This window comes from Bacteroidota bacterium (genome assembly GCA_020402865.1).
GTDB lineage: Bacteria > Bacteroidota > Bacteroidia > Palsa-965 > Palsa-965.
Window position 1 is genome coordinate 1 of the sequence record JADBYT010000032.1, and the last position, 19,048, is coordinate 19,048.

Below are 19,048 nucleotides of genomic sequence, written 5' to 3' on the forward strand. Positions count from 1 at the left end.
CATACCAGAGTGCAGTGCCGGCAGCAATTTTAAGCAGGAAAACAGCGGGCATTATCCAGGCGGGCGTTCCTTCAAGCCTGAAGTGTTTGCTGCGAGCTACAAGCCACAGCAAAATCAGGGTGTACAAAGCAGGAAGCACAATAATCATGGCTGAAAGGATGCCTGCAAGTTAACTGGTTTTTCGGTTTGCGGGCAACCAAATGTGCACGTTGCCTGTACAGGTCACACGCATCAAATTTGTAAATTCGCAAAGGCATGTACATACCACCTCATTTTTCGCATCACAACCGCAGCGAGCAGTTGCAGTTTATTCAGTCGCATCCGTTCGGGCTTTTGCTTTGCAATGATGAGGATACACCCGCTGCCACACATCTTCCGTTTACGCTCGAAGAGTCGGGCGAAAAACTCCTGCTGCACAGCCATCTTTCTGCTGCAAATCCGCAAGCACTTCTGCTCAAAAGTGGTATCCATGTAAAGGTGGTGTTCGGCGGCCCGCATGCTTACATTTCACCCGAGTTGTATGACCATGCCCGCAATGTACCTACATGGAACTATGTGAGCGTGCATGCCAGTGGTATTTGCCGTGTGCTTAATGATGTAGAGGCATCTTCGCTGCTGCTCGAACGTACCATTGCTTTTTTCGAGCCCGGCTGGCAGGAGAAATTCCGTAACCTTGATCCGGCCTATTTTTCAGGACTGCTTAAAGGCATTGTTGCTTTTACGGTAGAAGTGGATCAGCTCGAAGCAAAATACAAACTCAGTCAGAATAAAACGAGTTCCGAAAAAGAGCGGATTATTGCCCATCTGCTTCAATCTGAAGATCCCGCTGCCCGTGAACTTGGCGAAACCATGAACACGTATTACACCAATTCTTCCGCAACCGAATGAAAAAAATCTTTTTGCTGATTCTTCCTGCCACCCTACTGCTCAGTGGCGCCCGTGTGTCACCGCCGCTGCCGCAGGGGAATGATGTATGGCTTTTCGATATTTATTACAACAATGGTGAAATACAACCCAGCGGAGGCTACAACGTAAGCAGCCGGCCCGGCTACGACGATCAGCCTGCTTTTTCCGACGGCGGTTCATACTTAGTATATACCGCTGAACAAGCCGATGGTCAAACCGACATCATGCGCTTTGATCCGAATACCAAACTTTCGCAGCAACTTACCAAAACGGCCGTGAGTGAATATTCGCCGCAATACCTTCCGGGAAATAAATTTCTGGCAGCCGTGGTAGTGGAAAAAGACTCGGCACAGCGTATCTGGCGCTATCATAAAGTAACAGGCGAAAGCAAACTACTGATACCGAAAATTTATGCGGTGGGCTATCAGTGCTGGTTTGACGCCAATACGGTGTTTATGTTTCAGCTTGGCGATCCGAACATGCTTGTGCTTGCCCATGCAGGAAGTGGAAAAAAGCGAAACTGTGTGAGCAACCCTGGCCGTTGCATGCAAATCTGGCGAAGCCCGGCAAAGAAACTGCTGCTTTACACACAGATGAACGAAGACAGCACATGGAGCATTAAAGCACTTAACAAAACCGGTATGCCCGACCCCGAATTTAAACCCATTCAACTGCCTAAAGGCACACAGGATTTTGCAGTTGATTCCTATAACAATATTGTAGCCGGTGAGGGTTCGAAATTAATTTCATATAACCTGATCAAACGACACGGTTGGCGCGAAATTACTGATCTTCGGGGTGTGGGTATCCGCAAAATTTCACGCATTGCAATCAGCCGCGGATTAGCTAATCGAATGGCGATAGTGAATACAGCTGAATAATTATGCAAACAGAGAAAAACGGCTATGTACTTTCCGATGACCAGTCGAAACTCAATCATGACTTTATTCATTTTGAATTAAGCCGCAGTTATTGGTCGGAAGAGATACCGCGCAGCATTACTGAAAAAGCGGCAGCCCATTCGCTCTGTTTTGGGATTTATCACAACAACAGCCAAGTGGCTTATGCCCGTGTGGTGTCGGATTTTGCCACGTTTGGTTATTTGTGTGATGTGATTGTAGCCGAGGCGCATCGGGGTGCCGGACTGGGGAAATGGATGATGGAGTGCATTATGTCGCATCCAGAACTTCAGGGGCTTCGTCGCTTTATGCTGGCCACACGCGATGCACATTCGCTTTACGCCCGTTTTGGTTTTCATACGCCGGAAAATCCTGACAAGCTGATGGAAATTGTGTATCCTGGTATGTATAAAGCACTGCAAGACAAAGGAAATGTGTAGTTTTAGTTTTCCATGATAAACCGTTTTTCAATTCTGCTTTTTCTGCTGCTGCTTTCGGTTTCGTCTGCTGCACAGGATCTTGGTTTTTTAGGTATTGAAGGTGTACGTTTTGGTATGCCGGAGGCTGAACTGAAAAACAAATTACTGCAAATGGACAGCTCATCGTCCTATACCGGCGATACTGCATTTTACCTGAAAGTAACTACCTGCCATGTGTACCGCCGCAGCAATGAAAAACTGCAGCTAAACGGTTTTACGGCTACACAAATTGAGTTTGAATTTTGCGACGGGAAGCTGGTCTATGTGTTTGTAACCGTTAATGGCGATATGCAAACTGAGGCTGCATTGCGAACACTGAAGCAACGTTTCCCGAGGCTGGGCTGCAAAAACAATCCGTGTATCAGTTATGATACGCGTAGCAACAAACTAAGGCTGATTGCCCGGCACAATCAGCAGATAAAAGAGCTTTCGTTTGTACTTATTGCCTTATAATTATTGCCCGGTACTTTTCATTCGGGTTTATGCACACAAAAACAGCAGACGAATTTCGTCTGCTGTTTTTGTGTGCGGATAATCCGGGTTAATTAATTTGTTTGCCGTAGAAATTGGCGTCAATGAGTTCTTCGAGTGTTTTACGCTGGCCGTTGTACACGGCGGTAATCCATGCATCGGTTATGCCGCGGCGGATGCATTCCTGCCGGAATGCTTCGGCTTCTTTTATCGTTTTGAATTCGAGCAGGGTGAAACGGGTAATGCCGTCGGGATAATTGATAATTTCGGCGGCTCCATACTCTTTCAGCTGCGGGTATTTGAAGTTTTCAGGATGGCGGTAGGCACCAATCTGTACTTTGTAAATAAGTCCGGGTGAGCAGTAATTGCCGGTTACCTGAAGGAACTTGGCATATACAGCGGGATCATTAAGCGACTTATCCTTGAACCAGGCCAGATCAAGCGGGGCTGAACTGCATGGGTCGTTTGTGCTGGTTACAGGTGTAGTAGTTGTGGTGGTCGTAGTATTAGTAGTAGTTGTAGTTGTAGTATTGTTCGGAGGTGTGTTTTTGGTATTGGGAAGCGGCCTTATTGCTTCGGGTGGGTTCTGGAAGAATTCGGGTACGGTTTTCCGTTCGCCGAAGTGGAAAATGGTCACAATAGATTTTGCCGCAGCCGAATCTTTCGACATCAGGTATGCTTTAAAATCTTCGGCTTCCTTGAGAGTGCGCCACGGTCCCATCTGGTAGCGGATGGTTCCGTCGGGATATACTTTTTTCTCGATAGGGCCAAACTGGGCAAGGTGCTGAAGTTTAAAATCGTTGGTATCACGTACCGATGCGAGTTCGAGCTTGTAGGTAAGGCCCTGGCTTTGGAATGTGCCGAAATCGTTTACAATTTTATCGTAACTGTAGTTTGTGCCAATCGTGGTTTCAAGTGTGCCTTTGCTGCTCATAATCACCCGCGTTTCTTCACGTGGTTTATAGTCGCGGCGTTTGTATTCTTTTTTATAATACACAGGTACCGTTTTACGCACCCCGTTATCGAGCACAGTTACTTCAGAATTTGAGGCAATCAGGCTGTCGCGTGTGGCTAAGCGTGCTCTGTAAAGTTCAGCATCAAGCAATGTTTTAAACGGACCTACCGTATAGCGAACATAGCCTTCGGGAGTAACGGTTCGTTCAATCGGACCCATATCGGCCACTTTGGTCGAATCAAACAAGGATGCTCTTTCGTAAGTGCCAAGTTCAACCACGAACTTATCTGTACTGTCGTATGTATCGCCGTATTTTTTGAGCAGTTGTTTGTAGATGCGTTCTTCATACACCTGATCATTCTGCTCAGCCTTTATGGCTTTAATCTGGTCGTCGAGTTTTCGCTGAAGTGTTTCCGATGAATCGGCAATGGCGCTGGGCGGATTGTAATAAGCCACACTGTCGCCGGCTGATACAAAGTTGTAGTCTTTCTGTACCTGCACATAGGTATCAACGCCCTTTACATTAATATACTCATAATAAGGCGCAGCGCCTTCTACCTCAATTGCCACTTTGTATTTATTGCCGGGTTTTAGTGCGATGAGATATTTTCCCGTGGCAGAGTTTGAGTTGTAGTTTCCGTATTGTTCGCCGGTTTCGGCATTGCTTACATTAATGTTGGCTTCCACCGGATTTCCGTCGAGTGTAATAAAGCCAACCACAAGCGCAATAATCGGCGGCTCGCCCATAAATCCGGGCGATGCCGTGTACAGGTCCTGCTGGCCAAAACTGCCGCGACGGTCGGAAGAGTAATATCCTGTGGCACCATCGGCTGAGAGCACGTAAAAACGTTCGTTACCGGGTGTGTTTACCGGATAACCGATATTTTGCGGAGGCCCCCACACTCCGTCTTTCAGCAGCGAAAAAAACAAATCGTAGCCGCCAATGCTGTTGTGTCCCTGCGAACTGAAAATAAGGTGAATACCGTCGGGGTGAATGTAAGGCGCATCGTCGTTGTAGCGTGTGTTTACCGATGGCCCCAGGTTACGTGCCGGCCCCCAGCTGCCGTCGGACTGACGATCAGATACGTATATGTCACGTCCGCCAAAGCCGCCGGGGCGTTCACTGGCAAAGAAGAGTTGTTTGCCGTCGCCCGAAAGTGAGCAGCTGCCTTCCCACCATTTGGTGTTGATGTTTGCGCCAAGGCGTTCAGGTGTTGACCATGCGTTGCCTTGCAGCTTGCTCATGAAAATATCACCACCGTCTTTGGCTGTACTTTTAAAAATGAACAGGATTTGCCCGTCATTCGAAAGCGCAATGCTGGCATCATGTCCATTGGTATTGATGTTATTACTGATCGGATCGGGACTGAACCATTGGTCGCCCACTTTCTGCGATACCATAATATCTTCGTAATACTGTCCTGTGCTGTCTGGCTTAAACCGCGGATCCTGAAGGCCACCGGTGCTTCGGGTACCTGTGTAGGTAAAGATCAGCATGGATTCGTCGATTGTAATTACAGGTACGTACTCTGAATTTTCGGTATTGAGCGGAGGCCCGAGGTTTGAAATTTCTACCGGTAATGTATCACGTGTAATAAGTTTAGCGTTGTTGCAGTATTCCACATAACGTGCTACTTCAATGCGTTCTTTCTCGTTCAGTTCGCCATTGTCGAGTTCCTCGTTAAAACGTTTGATGGCTTCGTCAAATCTGTAGTTAAGGTGATAGGCTCTTCCCAGCCAGTAGCGCACCAATGGCAGGTCGGGGTTGCCTTTCCAGGCTTTTTCGAGATGGATAATTGACTTTTCCTTCTCTTCAGTTTTGTAGAGATAGCAAATTCCAAGCTGATAGTTGAGGTATGCATTTGACGGGTGCGCGGTTTGAAGCTCCAGATAAATAGGCAATGCGCGCAGATAATTACCATCGGAAAATGCCACTTCGGCTTCTTCCAGTCTTACTTCCTCTTTACGGGATAGTTTATCGGCCTGTGCGTTTAGCTGCAGGGGCGATAGCAGAGTGAGGAGCACAATGAATAAAGCCAGAATTTTTCTGATCATACTACTAAATTGCCAATTACGCACATGCGCAAAAGCTGAGTATGCAGCTACTTTTAAACACCGAAAAGTTAACAGCAGCTATTTGCAAATGGTTATTGGCCTCTTTATTGCCCTGTTTCCGGGTGTATCGGGCATCAAAATGCTTGTTACCTTTGCCCCGTGTCAGCAGAACTATTTCAATTTACACTTTCCAACGGCCTGAGGGTGTTGTTTCGTCCTTCGGCCGGCGAAACCGGTCATCTGGCAGTATTTATCCATGCCGGTTCGCGCGATGAGGAAGAAGGGCAGGAAGGGCTGGCTCATTTTATTGAGCATACCTTGTTTAAAGGCACACGCAAGCGCAGTATGTTTCAGGTGCTCAGCCGTCTTGATGCGGTGGGTGGTGAGCTCAATGCTTACACTACCAAAGAGGAAACCTGCGTGTATGGCTCTTTTCACCGCCGCTACCTGAGCCGGGCGGCCGAACTCATTGCCGATGTGGTAATGAATTCCACCTATCCGGTGAACGAATTGGAGAAGGAGAAAGAAGTGATTATTGATGAAATCCGCTCCTATCTTGATTCACCTTCGGAGCAGATTTTCGACGATTTTGAGCAGCAGGTTTTTCGTACGCATCCGCTTGGCCGCCCCATTCTGGGTACCGAGGAAAGTTTAAAACGCCTTAAACGAAAGCACCTGCTCGATTTTATTTCGCGGCATTACCGTGCTGAAAATATGGTGCTTTGTATGACGGGTCCTTACACCGAGGCTGAAGCAACCGAAGTGGCCGAAACACATTTCAGCAAACTGCCCGGCGGCGGCGCGGCACCCAAGCGTAGCCGTTTCAGCGGTTACCGCGCACGTACCGTGCATCAGGCACAGGATACCCATCAGGCGCACTGTGTAATGGGTGCACCAGCCTACGCTACTGAACACGCTTCGCGCACGGCGCTGGCATTACTGGTAAACATGCTCGGCGGCCCGGCCATGAATGCCCGCCTGCACATGCTTGTGCGCGAAAAACACGGGCTTGTGTATAGCATTGATGCCGGTTACAACACTTGGACCGACGGCGGCCTGGCGCACATTTACTTTGGCTCCGATGCCTCCAACACCGAACGCTGCATCAGCCTAATCAACCGCGAACTGCAGAAAGTGCGCGATAAAGCACTCAGCCCGGCCGCACTGCGCGCTGCACAGTTGCAGTTTGAAGGCCAGCTTACCATTGCCGAAGAAAATAAACTCAACGTAATGCTTGCCCTCGGCCGCCAGCTTTTGCAGCACAACAAAACATCGTCGCTGGCCGAAATCTGTAACCGCATACGTGCCGTTACACCCAAACAGGTGCTCACAGTTGCCAACGAAATCTTTTCGCCCTCTCGAATCAGTACACTCGTTTACACGGGGCGCCCCTGATATATCCATGTTACGGGCTGTTTTGTCCAGCAATCAATTGTGTTTTCCTTGTAGTTTTGACATGCTCAACACACACCTGATATGTACGTTTTTGATCCTTCAATCGACGAATACTCGGCACGCTTCACCAGCGCCGAACCTGAAGTACTGGCGCAGCTGAGCCGGACTACACACCTGCGCACATTACAACCCCGTATGCTTTCCGGGCAGGTGCAGGGACGGTTTCTGACCATGATGGCAGGATTGATGAATGCCCGCCGCATTCTTGAAATAGGCACGTTTACCGGGTATTCGGCTATTTGTCTGGCCGAAGGAATGGCGCCCGACGGTAAACTCATTTCCATCGACATTAACGACGAAGTGCTGCCTATTGCCCGTGAAGCAGTGGAACAGGCCGGCTATCAAAACAGGATAGAACTGGTAACCGGCAATGCGGCCGAAGTAATGCCGGCCCTTGAAGGCCCGTTTGATCTTATTTTCATTGATGCCGACAAACGCAATTACGCCCGCTATTACGAACTGGCTTTGCCGCTGCTGCGAAAAGGCGGATTAATTATGGCCGATAACGTGTTGTGGAGCGGCCGCGTGTTTGACGAAAAGATAAACGATGCAGATACGCTGGCCCTGCGTAGTTTTTCGGAAATGGTGCATCGCGATGAACGGGTGGATAATGTACTGCTTACCCTGCGCGATGGCTTGCTGATGATCGTGAAACGATAGATGCCGATGGATTTTACCGCCTTACTTCAACGTCTTGGCCTTTGGGCAAACGAGGCTGCACAACCCGAAACACCGGGCCAGCCGCTCACGCTTTTTCAGCGCGAGCAACGTCTCAAAGCCCTGCGTACCGATGCCGGCAACTGGCTGGCTGTTTCAGAAATGCACATAACCGTGGCTGCCGAAGCGGTTGATTTGCCGGCACTGCTTTTTCCACGTACACTGTGCATTGCACACAATCCGGCCAGCAGTATTTCGCTGGTGCAGATGCGTAGTTTGCTCAACCGCCTGCGCCGCACCGGGCCGCCGGGTCTGCATGTGGTTATTGTGCATGCCAGTGGTCTGCCCGATCAGGTACGTGCCGGATTGTTTGGCGTGCAGGCAGAAATTGAGCACGGCGCGGCAGCACTCATCGTAAATCACCAAATTGTGGCTGGCGGGCTTTTCGGCAGCGGTTTCGAAACACTGCGCAGCAATATCCAGCAGTTGTTACTTTGAACGCTTGCGTTTACCCTGCTTACGCGGCAGATTAAGCGTAGGATCAAAATCGTAATCGAGTTTGCCGCCCCAGGCCGCCATCTGGCCCAGCGCCCATTGCTGACGGCGTTTAATGTATCCGCCCGGCGCATCTGCCTTGTATTTTATCGGGTTGGGCAGCACTACGGCAAGCAATGCGCTTTGTTCGCGGGTGAGGGCTTTGGCCGGACGCTTGAAGAACTTCTGCGACGCAGCTTCCACGCCATACACACCCTTGCCAAACTCAATACTGTTCAGATATACAGTCATTATCCGCTCTTTACTCCAGCACAATTCAATAAGCAGGGTAAACCAAAGTTCGAATCCTTTGCGCAGGTATGTGCTGCTTGGCCAGAGAAATACATTTTTTGCAGTTTGCTGCGAAATGGTACTTCCGCCGCGTATGCGTTTGCCATCTTCCGCTTCGTCCAGCGCACGCTGAATGGCTGCCGTATCAATTCCCGGATGATGAAGGAAATTCTGATCCTCCGTACACACCACCGCAAGCTGCATGGAATTGGCAATTTCATCGTGCCCCACCCATTTATGTGAAATACCTGCATCACTGTACTCCACGGCGCGAATAAGCATGAGCGGAGTTACCGGCACCGGCAGCCACCGGAATACCAGTACCAGTACAAAGCTGAAAAACACAAAGAAAAGCCCGAACCGCCAGAGCGACAGGAGCAATCGTTTAGATAAAGGTTGTTTTTTCACGCTGCAAAAGTAAATCTCTTTGCTTTTGTATGCTCAGGCCGGGCAAATTATCTGAATAAATGGAACTTACTGTACTGCTTTTGCGTTAAAACATGGCCATACCGGAGAGCCGGTTTTATCCTGCTGTTTTGAGATTATGCACGAAAAGCGTAATTTTAAAACACCCCTGCTTATGTATCAGTTTCTGCGAAGGTTTTATTACCGTCTTACACGTTTCGGCACAAATTCCGGAATGGATGAACTGCAGCTTCGCCATGCTGTACTCATCAATACCTTTTACTTTGTCAGTCTCCCGGCTTTTGTCGGGTCAATGATTCAGACTTATTTCTCCGACGGTCCGTTGCTCGGTAATGCCATGCTGGGGCTGAATGTGGTTTACTGGCTGGCCGCTCTTTTCCTTTACACAGGGAAATTTGTGGTGGCCGAGTTTGCCATTATGATTATTGCCAACATCAGTATTTTCTTTTTCCACAATATGGCAGGAGTGGAGGGGGGCATTTACATTTATTTCTTCCCGTTGCTCATCATGTTGTCGTTTCTGTCTGATTTCAGGCGGTTCAGGTATTTTACCTTTCATGTAATTATTTCATTGCTTACGCTTTTGTTGTGTATTGTGTTTGAACGAAAACTGTTCTGGTTTCAACAGCCTGCCGATGCGTTAGCCCTTTCTTTTAAATATAATCTCATCGCTTCGGCTGTACTCACCGGCTTTTGCACATTTGTGATTATTCGCATGAATCATCGCGAATACGAAACTTTTAAAACACAGGAACGCGAGCGCGAAGAAAATCAGCAGCAAATGCAGCAGGCGCTTCGTGAAAAGGAAACACTGCTCGCCGAAATACATCATCGCGTAAAAAATAACCTCTCGGTAATCAGCAGTCTGCTTAACCTGCAGATGAATAGTGTAAACAATGAATACACCCGGCAGATTTTGCTCGAAAGCAGAAACCGTGTGGCTTCTATGGCACTCATTCATCAGAAATTATACAGCAGAAGGGATAATGCCGAAGATGTGAACTTCGATACATACATTCACGAACTTGTAGAAGAAATAAGAGTTTCGTATCCGTTTGCCACACCCCTCAATATTCAGGTAAATGTGCATGCACAAAGTATTCCGCTTAATCTTACCACTGCCATTCCGTGCGGATTGATTTTAAATGAATTACTTACCAATTGTTATAAGCATGCATTTACCGAGTCGGTACGCGGTGAAATTACAATTACATTCGGTACAAGTGCTTTCGATAACGAACTCTACGAACTTACCGTGAAAGACAATGGCAAGGGTTTGCCTGATAAATTTGCTCCGTCCGACTTAACCTCACTTGGTATTACAATTGTGGAGTCGCTGACGGATCAGTTGGACGGCAAACTAAGCTGGAGTTCCGACAAGCATACGGGAACGATTTTCAGTGTGCAGTTCAGGCAATCAGCTGCGCGGTGAGTGTATGATTTTATTCACCCCAAAGATTTCATAATTTAATGAATGCATTTTCCCATACTTCACGCTATCAGAATTACAAACTGTAAGGCAATATACTTCTGAATAAACGCTTTTTCGGGAAAATGCATTACACCCCCACCTGCAAGAAATTAATACGCTTGGTAAATAACAGTCATTTAGTGAATAACCGTCATCTTTTTGGTGAGATTTTTACCATTGGCACTCAACGAAAAGATGTACTCCCCACTAGCAAACTCACTGCCATCAAGCTCAATTACATGATTACCGGCTTGCTGACTATTTAAGTTTATTGTTTTCAGCATACGACCATTGAGGTCAAAAACTCGCAGTATTACATCATCTGCCGCGTTTTCCAGTTCGTAATTAATCGTAGTGGAAGCACTGAATGGGTTCGGGCTGTTCTGATACATTTTTAGTCCTTTGTGAAATTCGTTTATCCCTGTATTTTGATCAACAATTGCAAAAATGTATAGATCATAATCAATTCCCCATATCCAGGCTTGTGTATTCCAAGTGCCATCAGCTATCTGAACCCAGGGTAATTCAGCTCCACCTGCATCTCCATGGGTAGAAGAAATCAAACCACAAGTATCACCATCAGAAAGTCCAGTAAAATCAACCCCCAACGCAAAGTTGCTGGTTACACTAACGGGAGTGGGGAAATTCCAAACTGTAAATACCGGTGCATCCAGTGAAGTATCAAGAGCAGAAATAGGTATATCATAACTTGCCAATATGCTGTTTGGAGCGGAGGTAGATGGACCGCTGCTGGTAGTGCCCGCCCCATTCATGTTGAACATTTTCAGCGTAATTTTTGAGCTGGTATCGCCTGAAAGCGTTTTTTTGGCAGCAAACCAGTACAAAGCCCCAACAACGTCCATTGAATTAGCAATTTCGAATGATTGAGCAAGCTGTAAATCACCAAAAATATTATTGCCGGACACATAACCTCCTCCACTCGTTGAATAAATGTAAAGAGCCGGTCCGCCTGCATTGGCATTCGACCAAGAAGGTCCCGAAAGGGTATCATATGGTGTAACAATTACAGATGATACTGTCGTAATTGCGGAGTTATTTTTAACATTAGAAAAAAGTGAAGGACGTTGTGCAGCTATATGTGAGCATACAGATAGCACCAATAGTAGTGTGTAGAGCTTTTTCATAATTATTGTTGCTGTTGTTTAGTATTGGTTTTAGTTTCGGGCAAATTTTTTCACCACTATTCCCTGTTCTGTTTTAAGTGCGGCAAAGTAAATTCCTGCAGGTAATTCACTGAGGTTGACATTGAGCTGATAAATCCCCGTCTGATAGGTGGTCTTTGATGTAAGCTGCTTTACTGTCTGTCCGAGAGAATTAATCAACAAAAATTCGCCATCAAGCTGTGCATTTACCGACATCATTAACGTGAGTTGATCCGATGCAGGATTTGGGAACAGCTCTATTGCGGCGGAGTTACTTATAGATTGTGAGTTAATACCATTGGGGGAAAGAAACGTACTACCAAGTTTAGCGTCATTTGCATTTAATACCCAGCAATTCCCATTTCCAGAATCAAGAGGTGCCGGATTGCTTGCATAATGTGAAACGAAAGCAACAAGATAAATGCGTTGATCATTATAATTTGCCGGAACATTATATGTAAGGTTCGTCGAATACGGAGTATTCAGAACCGGAGTATTCGGAATGATGCCTGCTGTTCCCCATGTTCCGGTTAGGCTGCTTCTCAAGACATGCCGGTGCGGGTATCCAACAATATAATGTGTGGCGCTGTTGTACTGTCCGGGATAATGCGTTGCGGCAAAAGTAGAATCATAACAGCGCTGATCCCAACCCATGCCGTTTCCTATAACACTATCTTCAACCAGATAAAGGTTTATTCGATAATCGCCGGCAGGAATATTTTGTAAAAATGTGGTATTTACAGTTGCATTAATTTGTCGTGTTGAACTATTATAAGTACCCTGAATATTTACATCAACTTTGGGGGGTTCTGTGGTATAGATGCGTGTGGCTACTGAGTCAAAGCCATCTACATTTATGAATGGTTCCGATCCCAGCCAGGGAAATCTGGTTCTGTCAATCATAACAGCCGGATTGAAAGTTCCAAAAGGGCTGGCGAATTCTACTAATATTTCATTTGTAAATGGAGAGCTCATGTTATCTGGAATAAATCCTTCATGAATACAGTAGAGTATATTGTTTGTACTATGTTGTTGTACCCATGTAAGCATCGCATACGATTGGGGAGGGCAATTTCCGCATTCCGCTCCTGTAAATTCTTCAATCAGTACACGTTTAGTCTGGGCAACGCCGCTAGTAAACATGAGTAGCAAAACGCTAAGAAGTATAGAGTGTTTCCTTGTCATTGCTTGAGTTAATTAGTTTAGTCAAGCAATATTCATAATATGTAATTTACCGTGCTACCCTATTTCATTCATAAGTTCTTTTTCAGACTAACATATATTGAACTACAGATTTTCTGAATTTTATGATTTTATGAAATGGTATTTGATGCTGTTCACTAATGTTTTATTTATGTCTGTCAATCCAGTATTCAATGTCAAATACACCTGAAATAGTTTTTGAGCCATCATAGAAGTTTGTTTTCTGAAGATCGTTTCGGAGGTTAGTAAACGCTTCGGCTTTCACGCTTCGTGAGCTGTCTTGAAGAGCGGACGAGGTAAGTGCTGTAGCTAAAATGTTGAAAAAGTGACCAGCAGGATAACTTTTCTTCAACTGTTTTCGGAATGAACGAACGCGGTGCTCCAAAAGATCATATTCGCCAAGTTCATAATAGATTATTAAAGCAAGAATTTCATTATCCGGAGTAAAAATATTTTGGTAGGAGAGTAAGATATTGTAGAATCTTAATGCCTCTTTATTTTTTCTGATATATATTGAAGCGACTATATAATTAATGAAGAAGAGGCGGAGAACAGAGTCGTTAAATTTGAACTGTTGCTGTATTATTGTCTTATGAATTTCGCGGCATCTTATAGCTGCTTTTTCACCATTATGCTTATTTAACAGGAGAATAACGTAATTCGTTTGAAGTATGAGGTAGTTGTCATTCACAAAAACAGATCGTTTTTTTAACGGAATTTTCCTGTAGAAAACTGCCGCTTTTTGTGAGTATTGTTCAATCCCTTTGCGCTCCAGATTGATGTAAGCCACGAAACAATTATTCAATGTGGTAATGTATTCTAAACTTCTATTGAAAAGTTGGGCATTATCCGATTCGATTTTTTTGACAAAAAGCAAACTGTATTTCAGGCTGTTTTCCCAATCATTAAGCAGGTGAAAACAAAAAGTTAAGGTCTGGGTGTATTCGCGTAACATGAAAAAGTTTTCCTCTTTATTCGTTACAAGTTTTTTCACTTCTTCAATCCATATATAAACCTGTCGTAATTCAGTATTCTTAGGCTTATGTTCCTGATGTAATAATCTCCACGCTGCCACATTGATACGTCTGATTCCAAGCCATCGTTTAATTAAGTCTAGTGTTTTGTCAATTTCAGTTTTGCTGATCGATACATTTTTTTTCGATTGCGGTTCCTGAAAAAACAAGCGAAATTTCCAGTCGAGACAAATAGGCAGATAAAGTATTTTATCGTACATAAGGCAAAGCTTCATTGCCTGTTCAATTGAACGGCGAAGAGCGGCAATCTGTTTTTTTTGCAATAAAATTTCTGCCTGTATGAATTTTCTAAGGATAATTATTTCCGGAGATCCGGTTGCATGAAAGTTTTCAAGGCTGCGTAGCGTTGTTTCTAATGCATAATGTTTTAATCGTTTAAATTGATCTGAAGATTTCAGGCTCAGTTTGTTTTTTAAATACCGTTCATCATATTCTTTCTGTGCTTCTATTTCCGTTAAGAGTTTTTGATATGATTTAACCAGACTCTTTTCGTTATTCTGTCCTGTATAGAGAGACAGATATCGCTTCTCATTCATGTCGAGTGAGTGTATAAGCTGGTGTAACTGATCAGAAGGTGTTTTCATCGGGATTTTTGAGCCTAAATAACCAGAATAAGTATTATTTCACAACATAAATTACGTATAAGTTACATTTCAGAAAGTAAAAAATGTTCATTTCTGGTCAAAAAAAAATGCTGTTTGTGGAGTAGTTGTTTAATTAACTGCGTGGAGGGCTTCAATGATGTGGAATTTTTGCGGAGTCTTTAAGAATATGTGCTTCGTTTAGTTCTTATAAATTTCCGGGTACAGGATTCTTTCACATACTGAGGCGATTATTGAATCCATTGCAGACGCGAACAATGAGAGGATTGGATCAAGGAGAACTCATTTCAAGATTATACATACCGCTTTTTCACAGCATCTTTTTTTTCAGATATTACGACTCGTTGGTTTCACACTATTCTTGCTCATCCCAACAATGCTGTCAGGACAACTATGCGATGCTAAATCATTTCGCTAGATCAAAATGTATCTGCAAGATCTCGAAAAGTATTTTGAGATGAGTTGAAGCAACTTTACGACGGCAAAATTCTGCGAGTCAGTAGTCAGTGAAGTTTCTAACCGACATTTACCATTGTTTGCGATCTATCCGGGCAAACTCCCTGCGAAATACATATGACAAAACACATAAGCAAAACGGAGGTATATTCCCATAACAGCATCGTTATGTTTTTTTGTAACCTGTTCATTTCATAAAAACAAAAACGGCGGCCTCGAAAGAAGCCGCCGTTTTGTTGTACAATAAATTGCTTAATTCATCAACGCACCAAGTGTATTTTCATACGGCTGCTGGTAGGTGGCAAGAGCGCCAAAGTCGTCGCCGTTAATTACACAGTTGCTGCCGCCGGTGGTGCCAATTTTTGAGAAGGCAACGCCATGCTGTGCGGCAATTTGTTCAAGTGCGGCTTCGCTGCCGGGTTTTACGCTAAGTACCACACGGCTCTGTGCTTCGCCAAACAGGAAGGCATCTTTGCGCACACCTTCGGCGGTGGTGATGCGGAAACCGATTCCTGAAGGCATGGCGCTTTCGAGCAGCGTAATAAACAATCCGCCATCGGCACAGTCGTGGGCCGATTCGATAAGGCCGGCGCGAATGGCTGCTTTTACCACCTGCTGCACGTTGTATTCTTCGTCGAGATCAAAATCTGGCGCCGGTGTGTTTTTTACACCGTGGTAGGAATACACATATTCCGACGAGTTGATGTCGTTGCGCGAACGACCAATGAGATAGATGCTGCGGTCGCTGTTTTTGAAATTCAGCGTAGTGATGAGTTTTTTGCTGTTTACCACACCGAGCATGCCAATGGTGGGCGTGGGGAACACGGGGCCTTCGTACGACGACTGGTTGTAGAAGCTCACGTTGCCGCCGGTAACGGGTGTTTCAAATTTGGTGCAGGCTTTGCCCATGCCTTTTATGGAGCCTACAAACTGCCAATATACTTCGGGGTTGTAAGGATTGCCGAAGTTGAGGCAGTTGGTAATGGCGCTGGGTTCACCACCTGAGCATACAATATTGCGTGCGGCTTCGGCTACGGCAATGGCGCAGCCTTGTTCGGGATCAGCATTCACGTAGCGCGAATTGCAATCGACTTTGAGTGCGAGTGCTTTGTCGGAATCCTTGAGGTTTACAATGGCCGCATCGCTGGGTGCATTGGTGCTCATGTTGATGGTGCCTACCATTGAATCATACTGGTTGTAAACCCAGCGTTTTGAAGCAATGTTGGGATGCGAGGCAAGGTGCATGGCCACGGCTTTCAGGTCGGCCGGCTCAGTTACCTGATCAATGCTGAATTTTTTCGATTCGGCAAAGTAGGCAGGCTCTTTGTATTCGCGGTGATACACGGGTGCGCCGCCGCCAAGTACAAGTGATTCGGCCGGAATATCAGCCACGAGTTCGCCGTGCATGTAATATTGCAGGCGGCCTGTATCGGTTACTTCACCGATTTGCACACAATTCAGGTCCCACTTTTCAAACACGCGCAGCACATCGGCTTCGCGGCCTTTGTGAGCCACTACCAGCATGCGCTCCTGCGATTCGGAAAGCAGAATTTCCCAGTCTTTCATGTTGGCCTGGCGGGTAGGTACTTTATCAAGCCATACTACCATGCCGCTTTCGCCCTTGGCCGACATTTCGGAAGTAGAGCAGGTAATACCGGCAGCGCCCATATCCTGCATGCCTACTACTGCGCCGGTGCGGATTACTTCGAGCGAGGCTTCGAGCAGGAGTTTTTCCTGAAACGGATCGCCCACCTGCACCGCCGGAAGATCTTTGGCCGAATCTTCGGTAATATCTTTTGAGGCAAAGGCCGCACCGTGAATGCCGTCTTTACCGGTTGATGAACCCACAATAAACACCGGATTGCCCACGCCGTGTGAAGTAGCCGAAACCGTTTCGCCCACCTTCACCAGACCGGCCGACATGGCATTCACCAGCGGATTTACATTGTAGCAGTCATCGAAAAATACTTCGCCGCCCACGGTGGGAATGCCGAAAGCATTGCCATAATCGCCAATGCCTTTTACCACGCCGCGCACCAGCCATTTCGTTTTTTCGAGCTTGGGATCGCCAAAGCGCAGTGAGTTGAGCTGGGCAACCGGGCGTGCGCCCATGGTAAAAATATCGCGGTTGATGCCGCCCACACCGGTAGCTGCACCCTGATAAGGCTCAAGCGCAGAAGGGTGGTTATGCGATTCGATTTTGAATGCGCAGCCCAGTCCGTCGCCAATGTCAACCAATCCGGCATTTTCTTCACCGGCTTTTGCAAGCATGTGCGGGCCGTCTTTGGGAAGTGTTTTAAGCCAAACAATGGAGTTTTTATACGAGCAGTGCTCCGACCACATTACCGAGTAAATGCTTAGCTCGGTAAAGTTGGGTGTGCGGCCCAGTATAGAGGTGATTTTATCAAATTCTTCGGGCAGAAGGCCCAGTTGTTTGGCGGTTTCAACTGTAACCGCAGTGGCAGAAGCTGTTGACATAGTGCTATCCGGAAAGTGAGGTGCAAAGGTAGGTATTTGAGGCCGAATTCCGGGGTAAATTATCAACCTTTTGCCCACTGTCAGCACAGCGGTTTAGTGAAGTGAATTATTTCGTTTAATTTTAGACTATGAAATTTTATGCGCTCCTATTACTTGGTGTTGTACTGATTTACTCATGCAGGCAGGAAAACGACGAAGAACCTCCACGAATTACTATTATTCAGCCTGCTACAGGAATAAATGTATCTGCTTTTGATACCCTTCGGCTGGTAATCGCATTAAGTGATAATGAACGGCTTACCGAGTGTGGTGTACAGATCGTAAACAGCGGTATGGTGCCTGTGTTTCCCGAAGTGGTTCAACCAATCAGCGGCAATCAGGATACGGTGTATATGAATTATATACTCAACGATGCACGGGTACCTTCTGGTACCTTTTACATCTCCGTGCGTGGGAGCGACGGCCGTAACAATGCCCGGCAGTACCGGCAAATTCAGTTTACCGAAGCCCCGTTGGAATTTATCGGACTTTGTTATTCCGGTACACTCTCGCCGGTTCAAACCGGTGTTTACTACTGCGATACAAGCTGGCAGTGGCGCCTGCTTTCCTATCCAACCGGTGCGGGCAGCGATCTGGCAGTGAGCAGTTGGTGGCAGCAGGCTTACCTGAGTACGGGAAACACCGGCATATTGCGCGCCGAAGCGTTAAACAATACAGCATTTCCGTGGCAGGTAAACATACCGCAGGGGCCGCCCACAGCCTGGAGCAGCCTGTATGAACACAACCGCCGCATCTGGGCAGCACATTATGGCAGCGAAAGGATACGTGCGTTCGATCAGGCTGGCACCTCAATGTATAATGTAGCCTGCGGCGATGGTATGCGTCCGTATTTGCTCGGAGGCACAGACCGCTATGTGGTGGCTGCCGAACATGATGCCCCGCAGGTAGTAAAGCAGTTGGAAGTGTTTGATATGTTTACCGGAAGCGCCATTCACTTTTATCCGCTTTCAATAGATGTAGTGGCCATTGAGCCGCTCGATTCTGTTTCGGTAATGGTGTATGGAAACAGCGCCGGACAGGGATATATGTATTTGTACAACTGCCTTACCAATACAGCCTGGCAGCCTTACACATTTGCAGCCGGTGTGGAAGTGAGGGCGGCCTGCCGGGTCGATGGAAACACACATTTAGTAACGGTGAACAACTGGATGGTACAGCAGTTTACACTTAACCCGATTGGTATGACTCCTTATGCCACTGTAAATGATCCGGGCAAGATAAAGTACGATGTGGTGAATAACCAGGTGTTTGTGGGCAACGGGAACTCTTCGATTCAAGTTCATTCGTATCCCAGCGGGCAGTTAATTCGAACCATTACTACGGGAACACCTTTGCTGGATTTTGAATTGTGGCACAATCGTTGAAAGGGAGCATGCCGGATTAATGACTGGTGAAACGGCTAATTTCTAATGGATTACCGGTATTCATCACGTTAAACGGAAATTTACAATGA

Annotated in this window: 15 protein-coding genes; 9 read left to right on the plus strand and 6 right to left on the minus strand. The window is 46.3% G+C overall.

The genetic code is table 11. The features are described 5' to 3' along the window. The first annotated feature begins 255 nt into the window (after positions 1-255). From IM638_18050 to IM638_18065, 4 genes are read left to right on the plus strand one after another with little or no spacing between them, the layout of a single operon-like run. Positions 256-888 (plus strand): FMN-binding negative transcriptional regulator, encoded by a 633-nt coding sequence (locus tag IM638_18050; GenBank protein ID MCA6364938.1) that lies wholly within the window; start codon positions 256-258, stop codon positions 886-888. After that, positions 885-1,787 carry a hypothetical protein gene (locus IM638_18055; GenBank protein ID MCA6364939.1) on the plus strand — a complete coding sequence of 301 codons (903 nt, stop codon included), beginning with the start codon at positions 885-887 and terminating at the stop codon, positions 1,785-1,787. The genes IM638_18050 and IM638_18055 overlap by 4 nt, the downstream gene beginning before the upstream one ends. A 2-nt stretch (positions 1,788-1,789) precedes the next feature. Continuing rightward, complete coding sequence (locus IM638_18060) at positions 1,790-2,245, plus strand: GNAT family N-acetyltransferase (protein ID MCA6364940.1); 456 nt, start codon at positions 1,790-1,792, stop codon at positions 2,243-2,245. Between the two features lie 12 nt (positions 2,246-2,257). Then, positions 2,258-2,737: a hypothetical protein gene (locus IM638_18065; protein MCA6364941.1), complete on the plus strand. Its 480-nt coding sequence runs from the start codon at positions 2,258-2,260 to the stop codon at positions 2,735-2,737. Positions 2,738-2,825: 88 nt separating this feature from the next. Here the strand turns inward: IM638_18065 and IM638_18070 are convergent, their stop codons facing one another. Then, positions 2,826-5,765, minus strand: a complete 2,940-nt coding sequence (locus tag IM638_18070) for a PD40 domain-containing protein (protein ID MCA6364942.1) — start codon at positions 5,763-5,765, stop codon at positions 2,826-2,828. 159 nt (positions 5,766-5,924) lie between these two features. Here IM638_18070 and IM638_18075 point away from each other — a divergent pair, with 159 nt between their 5' ends. The 3 genes from IM638_18075 to IM638_18085 all read left to right on the plus strand — a co-directional run bounded on the left by IM638_18075 (position 5,925) and on the right by IM638_18085 (position 8,375). Continuing rightward, positions 5,925-7,160, plus strand: coding sequence for an insulinase family protein (locus IM638_18075; protein ID MCA6364943.1), 1,236 nt, complete (start codon positions 5,925-5,927; stop codon positions 7,158-7,160). 81 nt (positions 7,161-7,241) lie between these two features. Beyond that, complete coding sequence (locus tag IM638_18080) at positions 7,242-7,880, plus strand: class I SAM-dependent methyltransferase (protein ID MCA6364944.1); 639 nt, start codon at positions 7,242-7,244, stop codon at positions 7,878-7,880. 6 nt (positions 7,881-7,886) lie between these two features. After that, positions 7,887-8,375: a hypothetical protein gene (locus IM638_18085; protein MCA6364945.1), complete on the plus strand. Its 489-nt coding sequence runs from the start codon at positions 7,887-7,889 to the stop codon at positions 8,373-8,375. On the opposite strand, the gene mtgA is transcribed toward IM638_18085, so the two are convergent. Beyond that, entirely contained in the window at positions 8,367-9,110 is a 744-nt protein-coding gene (gene mtgA / locus IM638_18090) for a monofunctional biosynthetic peptidoglycan transglycosylase (GenBank protein MCA6364946.1), read from the minus strand. The genes IM638_18085 and mtgA overlap by 9 nt on opposite strands. Positions 9,111-9,246: 136 nt before the next feature. Here mtgA and IM638_18095 point away from each other — a divergent pair, with 136 nt between their 5' ends. Beyond that, positions 9,247-10,560: a hypothetical protein gene (locus tag IM638_18095; protein ID MCA6364947.1), complete on the plus strand. Its 1,314-nt coding sequence runs from the start codon at positions 9,247-9,249 to the stop codon at positions 10,558-10,560. Positions 10,561-10,736: 176 nt separating this feature from the next. On the opposite strand, the gene IM638_18100 is transcribed toward IM638_18095, so the two are convergent. From IM638_18100 to purL, 4 genes are all read right to left on the minus strand, one after another. Continuing rightward, positions 10,737-11,744, minus strand: coding sequence for a T9SS type A sorting domain-containing protein (locus tag IM638_18100; GenBank protein ID MCA6364948.1), 1,008 nt, complete (start codon positions 11,742-11,744; stop codon positions 10,737-10,739). Positions 11,745-11,774: 30 nt separating this feature from the next. Continuing rightward, the gene (locus IM638_18105) at positions 11,775-12,947 is read right to left on the minus strand and encodes an Omp28-related outer membrane protein (protein ID MCA6364949.1); all 1,173 of its coding nucleotides are present in this window, start codon (positions 12,945-12,947) and stop codon (positions 11,775-11,777) included. Positions 12,948-13,110: 163 nt separating this feature from the next. Continuing rightward, the gene (locus IM638_18110; GenBank protein MCA6364950.1) at positions 13,111-14,583 is read right to left on the minus strand and encodes a hypothetical protein; all 1,473 of its coding nucleotides are present in this window, start codon (positions 14,581-14,583) and stop codon (positions 13,111-13,113) included. 726 nt (positions 14,584-15,309) lie between these two features. After that, positions 15,310-17,535, minus strand: a complete 2,226-nt coding sequence (gene purL / locus IM638_18115) for a phosphoribosylformylglycinamidine synthase subunit PurL (protein MCA6364951.1) — start codon at positions 17,533-17,535, stop codon at positions 15,310-15,312. A 128-nt stretch (positions 17,536-17,663) separates the two neighbouring features. Between purL and IM638_18120 the strand changes: the two genes are divergently transcribed. Next, complete coding sequence (locus IM638_18120; protein ID MCA6364952.1) at positions 17,664-18,959, plus strand: hypothetical protein; 1,296 nt, start codon at positions 17,664-17,666, stop codon at positions 18,957-18,959. The last annotated feature ends 89 nt before the right edge of the window (positions 18,960-19,048 follow it).

Bases quoted from the DNA above. Each gene is read 5' to 3' on its own strand.
- IM638_18085 (MCA6364945.1), top strand. From the start codon at position 7,887: ATGGATTTTACCGCCTTACTTCAACGTCTTGGCCTTTGGGCAAACGAG.
- IM638_18095 (MCA6364947.1), top strand. From the start codon at position 9,247: ATGCACGAAAAGCGTAATTTTAAAACACCCCTGCTTATGTATCAGTTT.
- IM638_18105 (MCA6364949.1), bottom strand. From the start codon at position 12,947: ATGACAAGGAAACACTCTATACTTCTTAGCGTTTTGCTACTCATGTTT.
- purL (MCA6364951.1), bottom strand. From the start codon at position 17,535: ATGTCAACAGCTTCTGCCACTGCGGTTACAGTTGAAACCGCCAAACAA.
- IM638_18070 (MCA6364942.1), bottom strand. From the start codon at position 5,765: ATGATCAGAAAAATTCTGGCTTTATTCATTGTGCTCCTCACTCTGCTA.
- IM638_18050 (MCA6364938.1), top strand. From the start codon at position 256: ATGTACATACCACCTCATTTTTCGCATCACAACCGCAGCGAGCAGTTG.
- IM638_18120 (MCA6364952.1), top strand. From the start codon at position 17,664: ATGAAATTTTATGCGCTCCTATTACTTGGTGTTGTACTGATTTACTCA.
- IM638_18065 (MCA6364941.1), top strand. From the start codon at position 2,258: ATGATAAACCGTTTTTCAATTCTGCTTTTTCTGCTGCTGCTTTCGGTT.
- IM638_18060 (MCA6364940.1), top strand. From the start codon at position 1,790: ATGCAAACAGAGAAAAACGGCTATGTACTTTCCGATGACCAGTCGAAA.
- IM638_18080 (MCA6364944.1), top strand. From the start codon at position 7,242: ATGTACGTTTTTGATCCTTCAATCGACGAATACTCGGCACGCTTCACC.
- IM638_18110 (MCA6364950.1), bottom strand. From the start codon at position 14,583: ATGAAAACACCTTCTGATCAGTTACACCAGCTTATACACTCACTCGAC.
- IM638_18100 (MCA6364948.1), bottom strand. From the start codon at position 11,744: ATGAAAAAGCTCTACACACTACTATTGGTGCTATCTGTATGCTCACAT.
- IM638_18055 (MCA6364939.1), top strand. From the start codon at position 885: ATGAAAAAAATCTTTTTGCTGATTCTTCCTGCCACCCTACTGCTCAGT.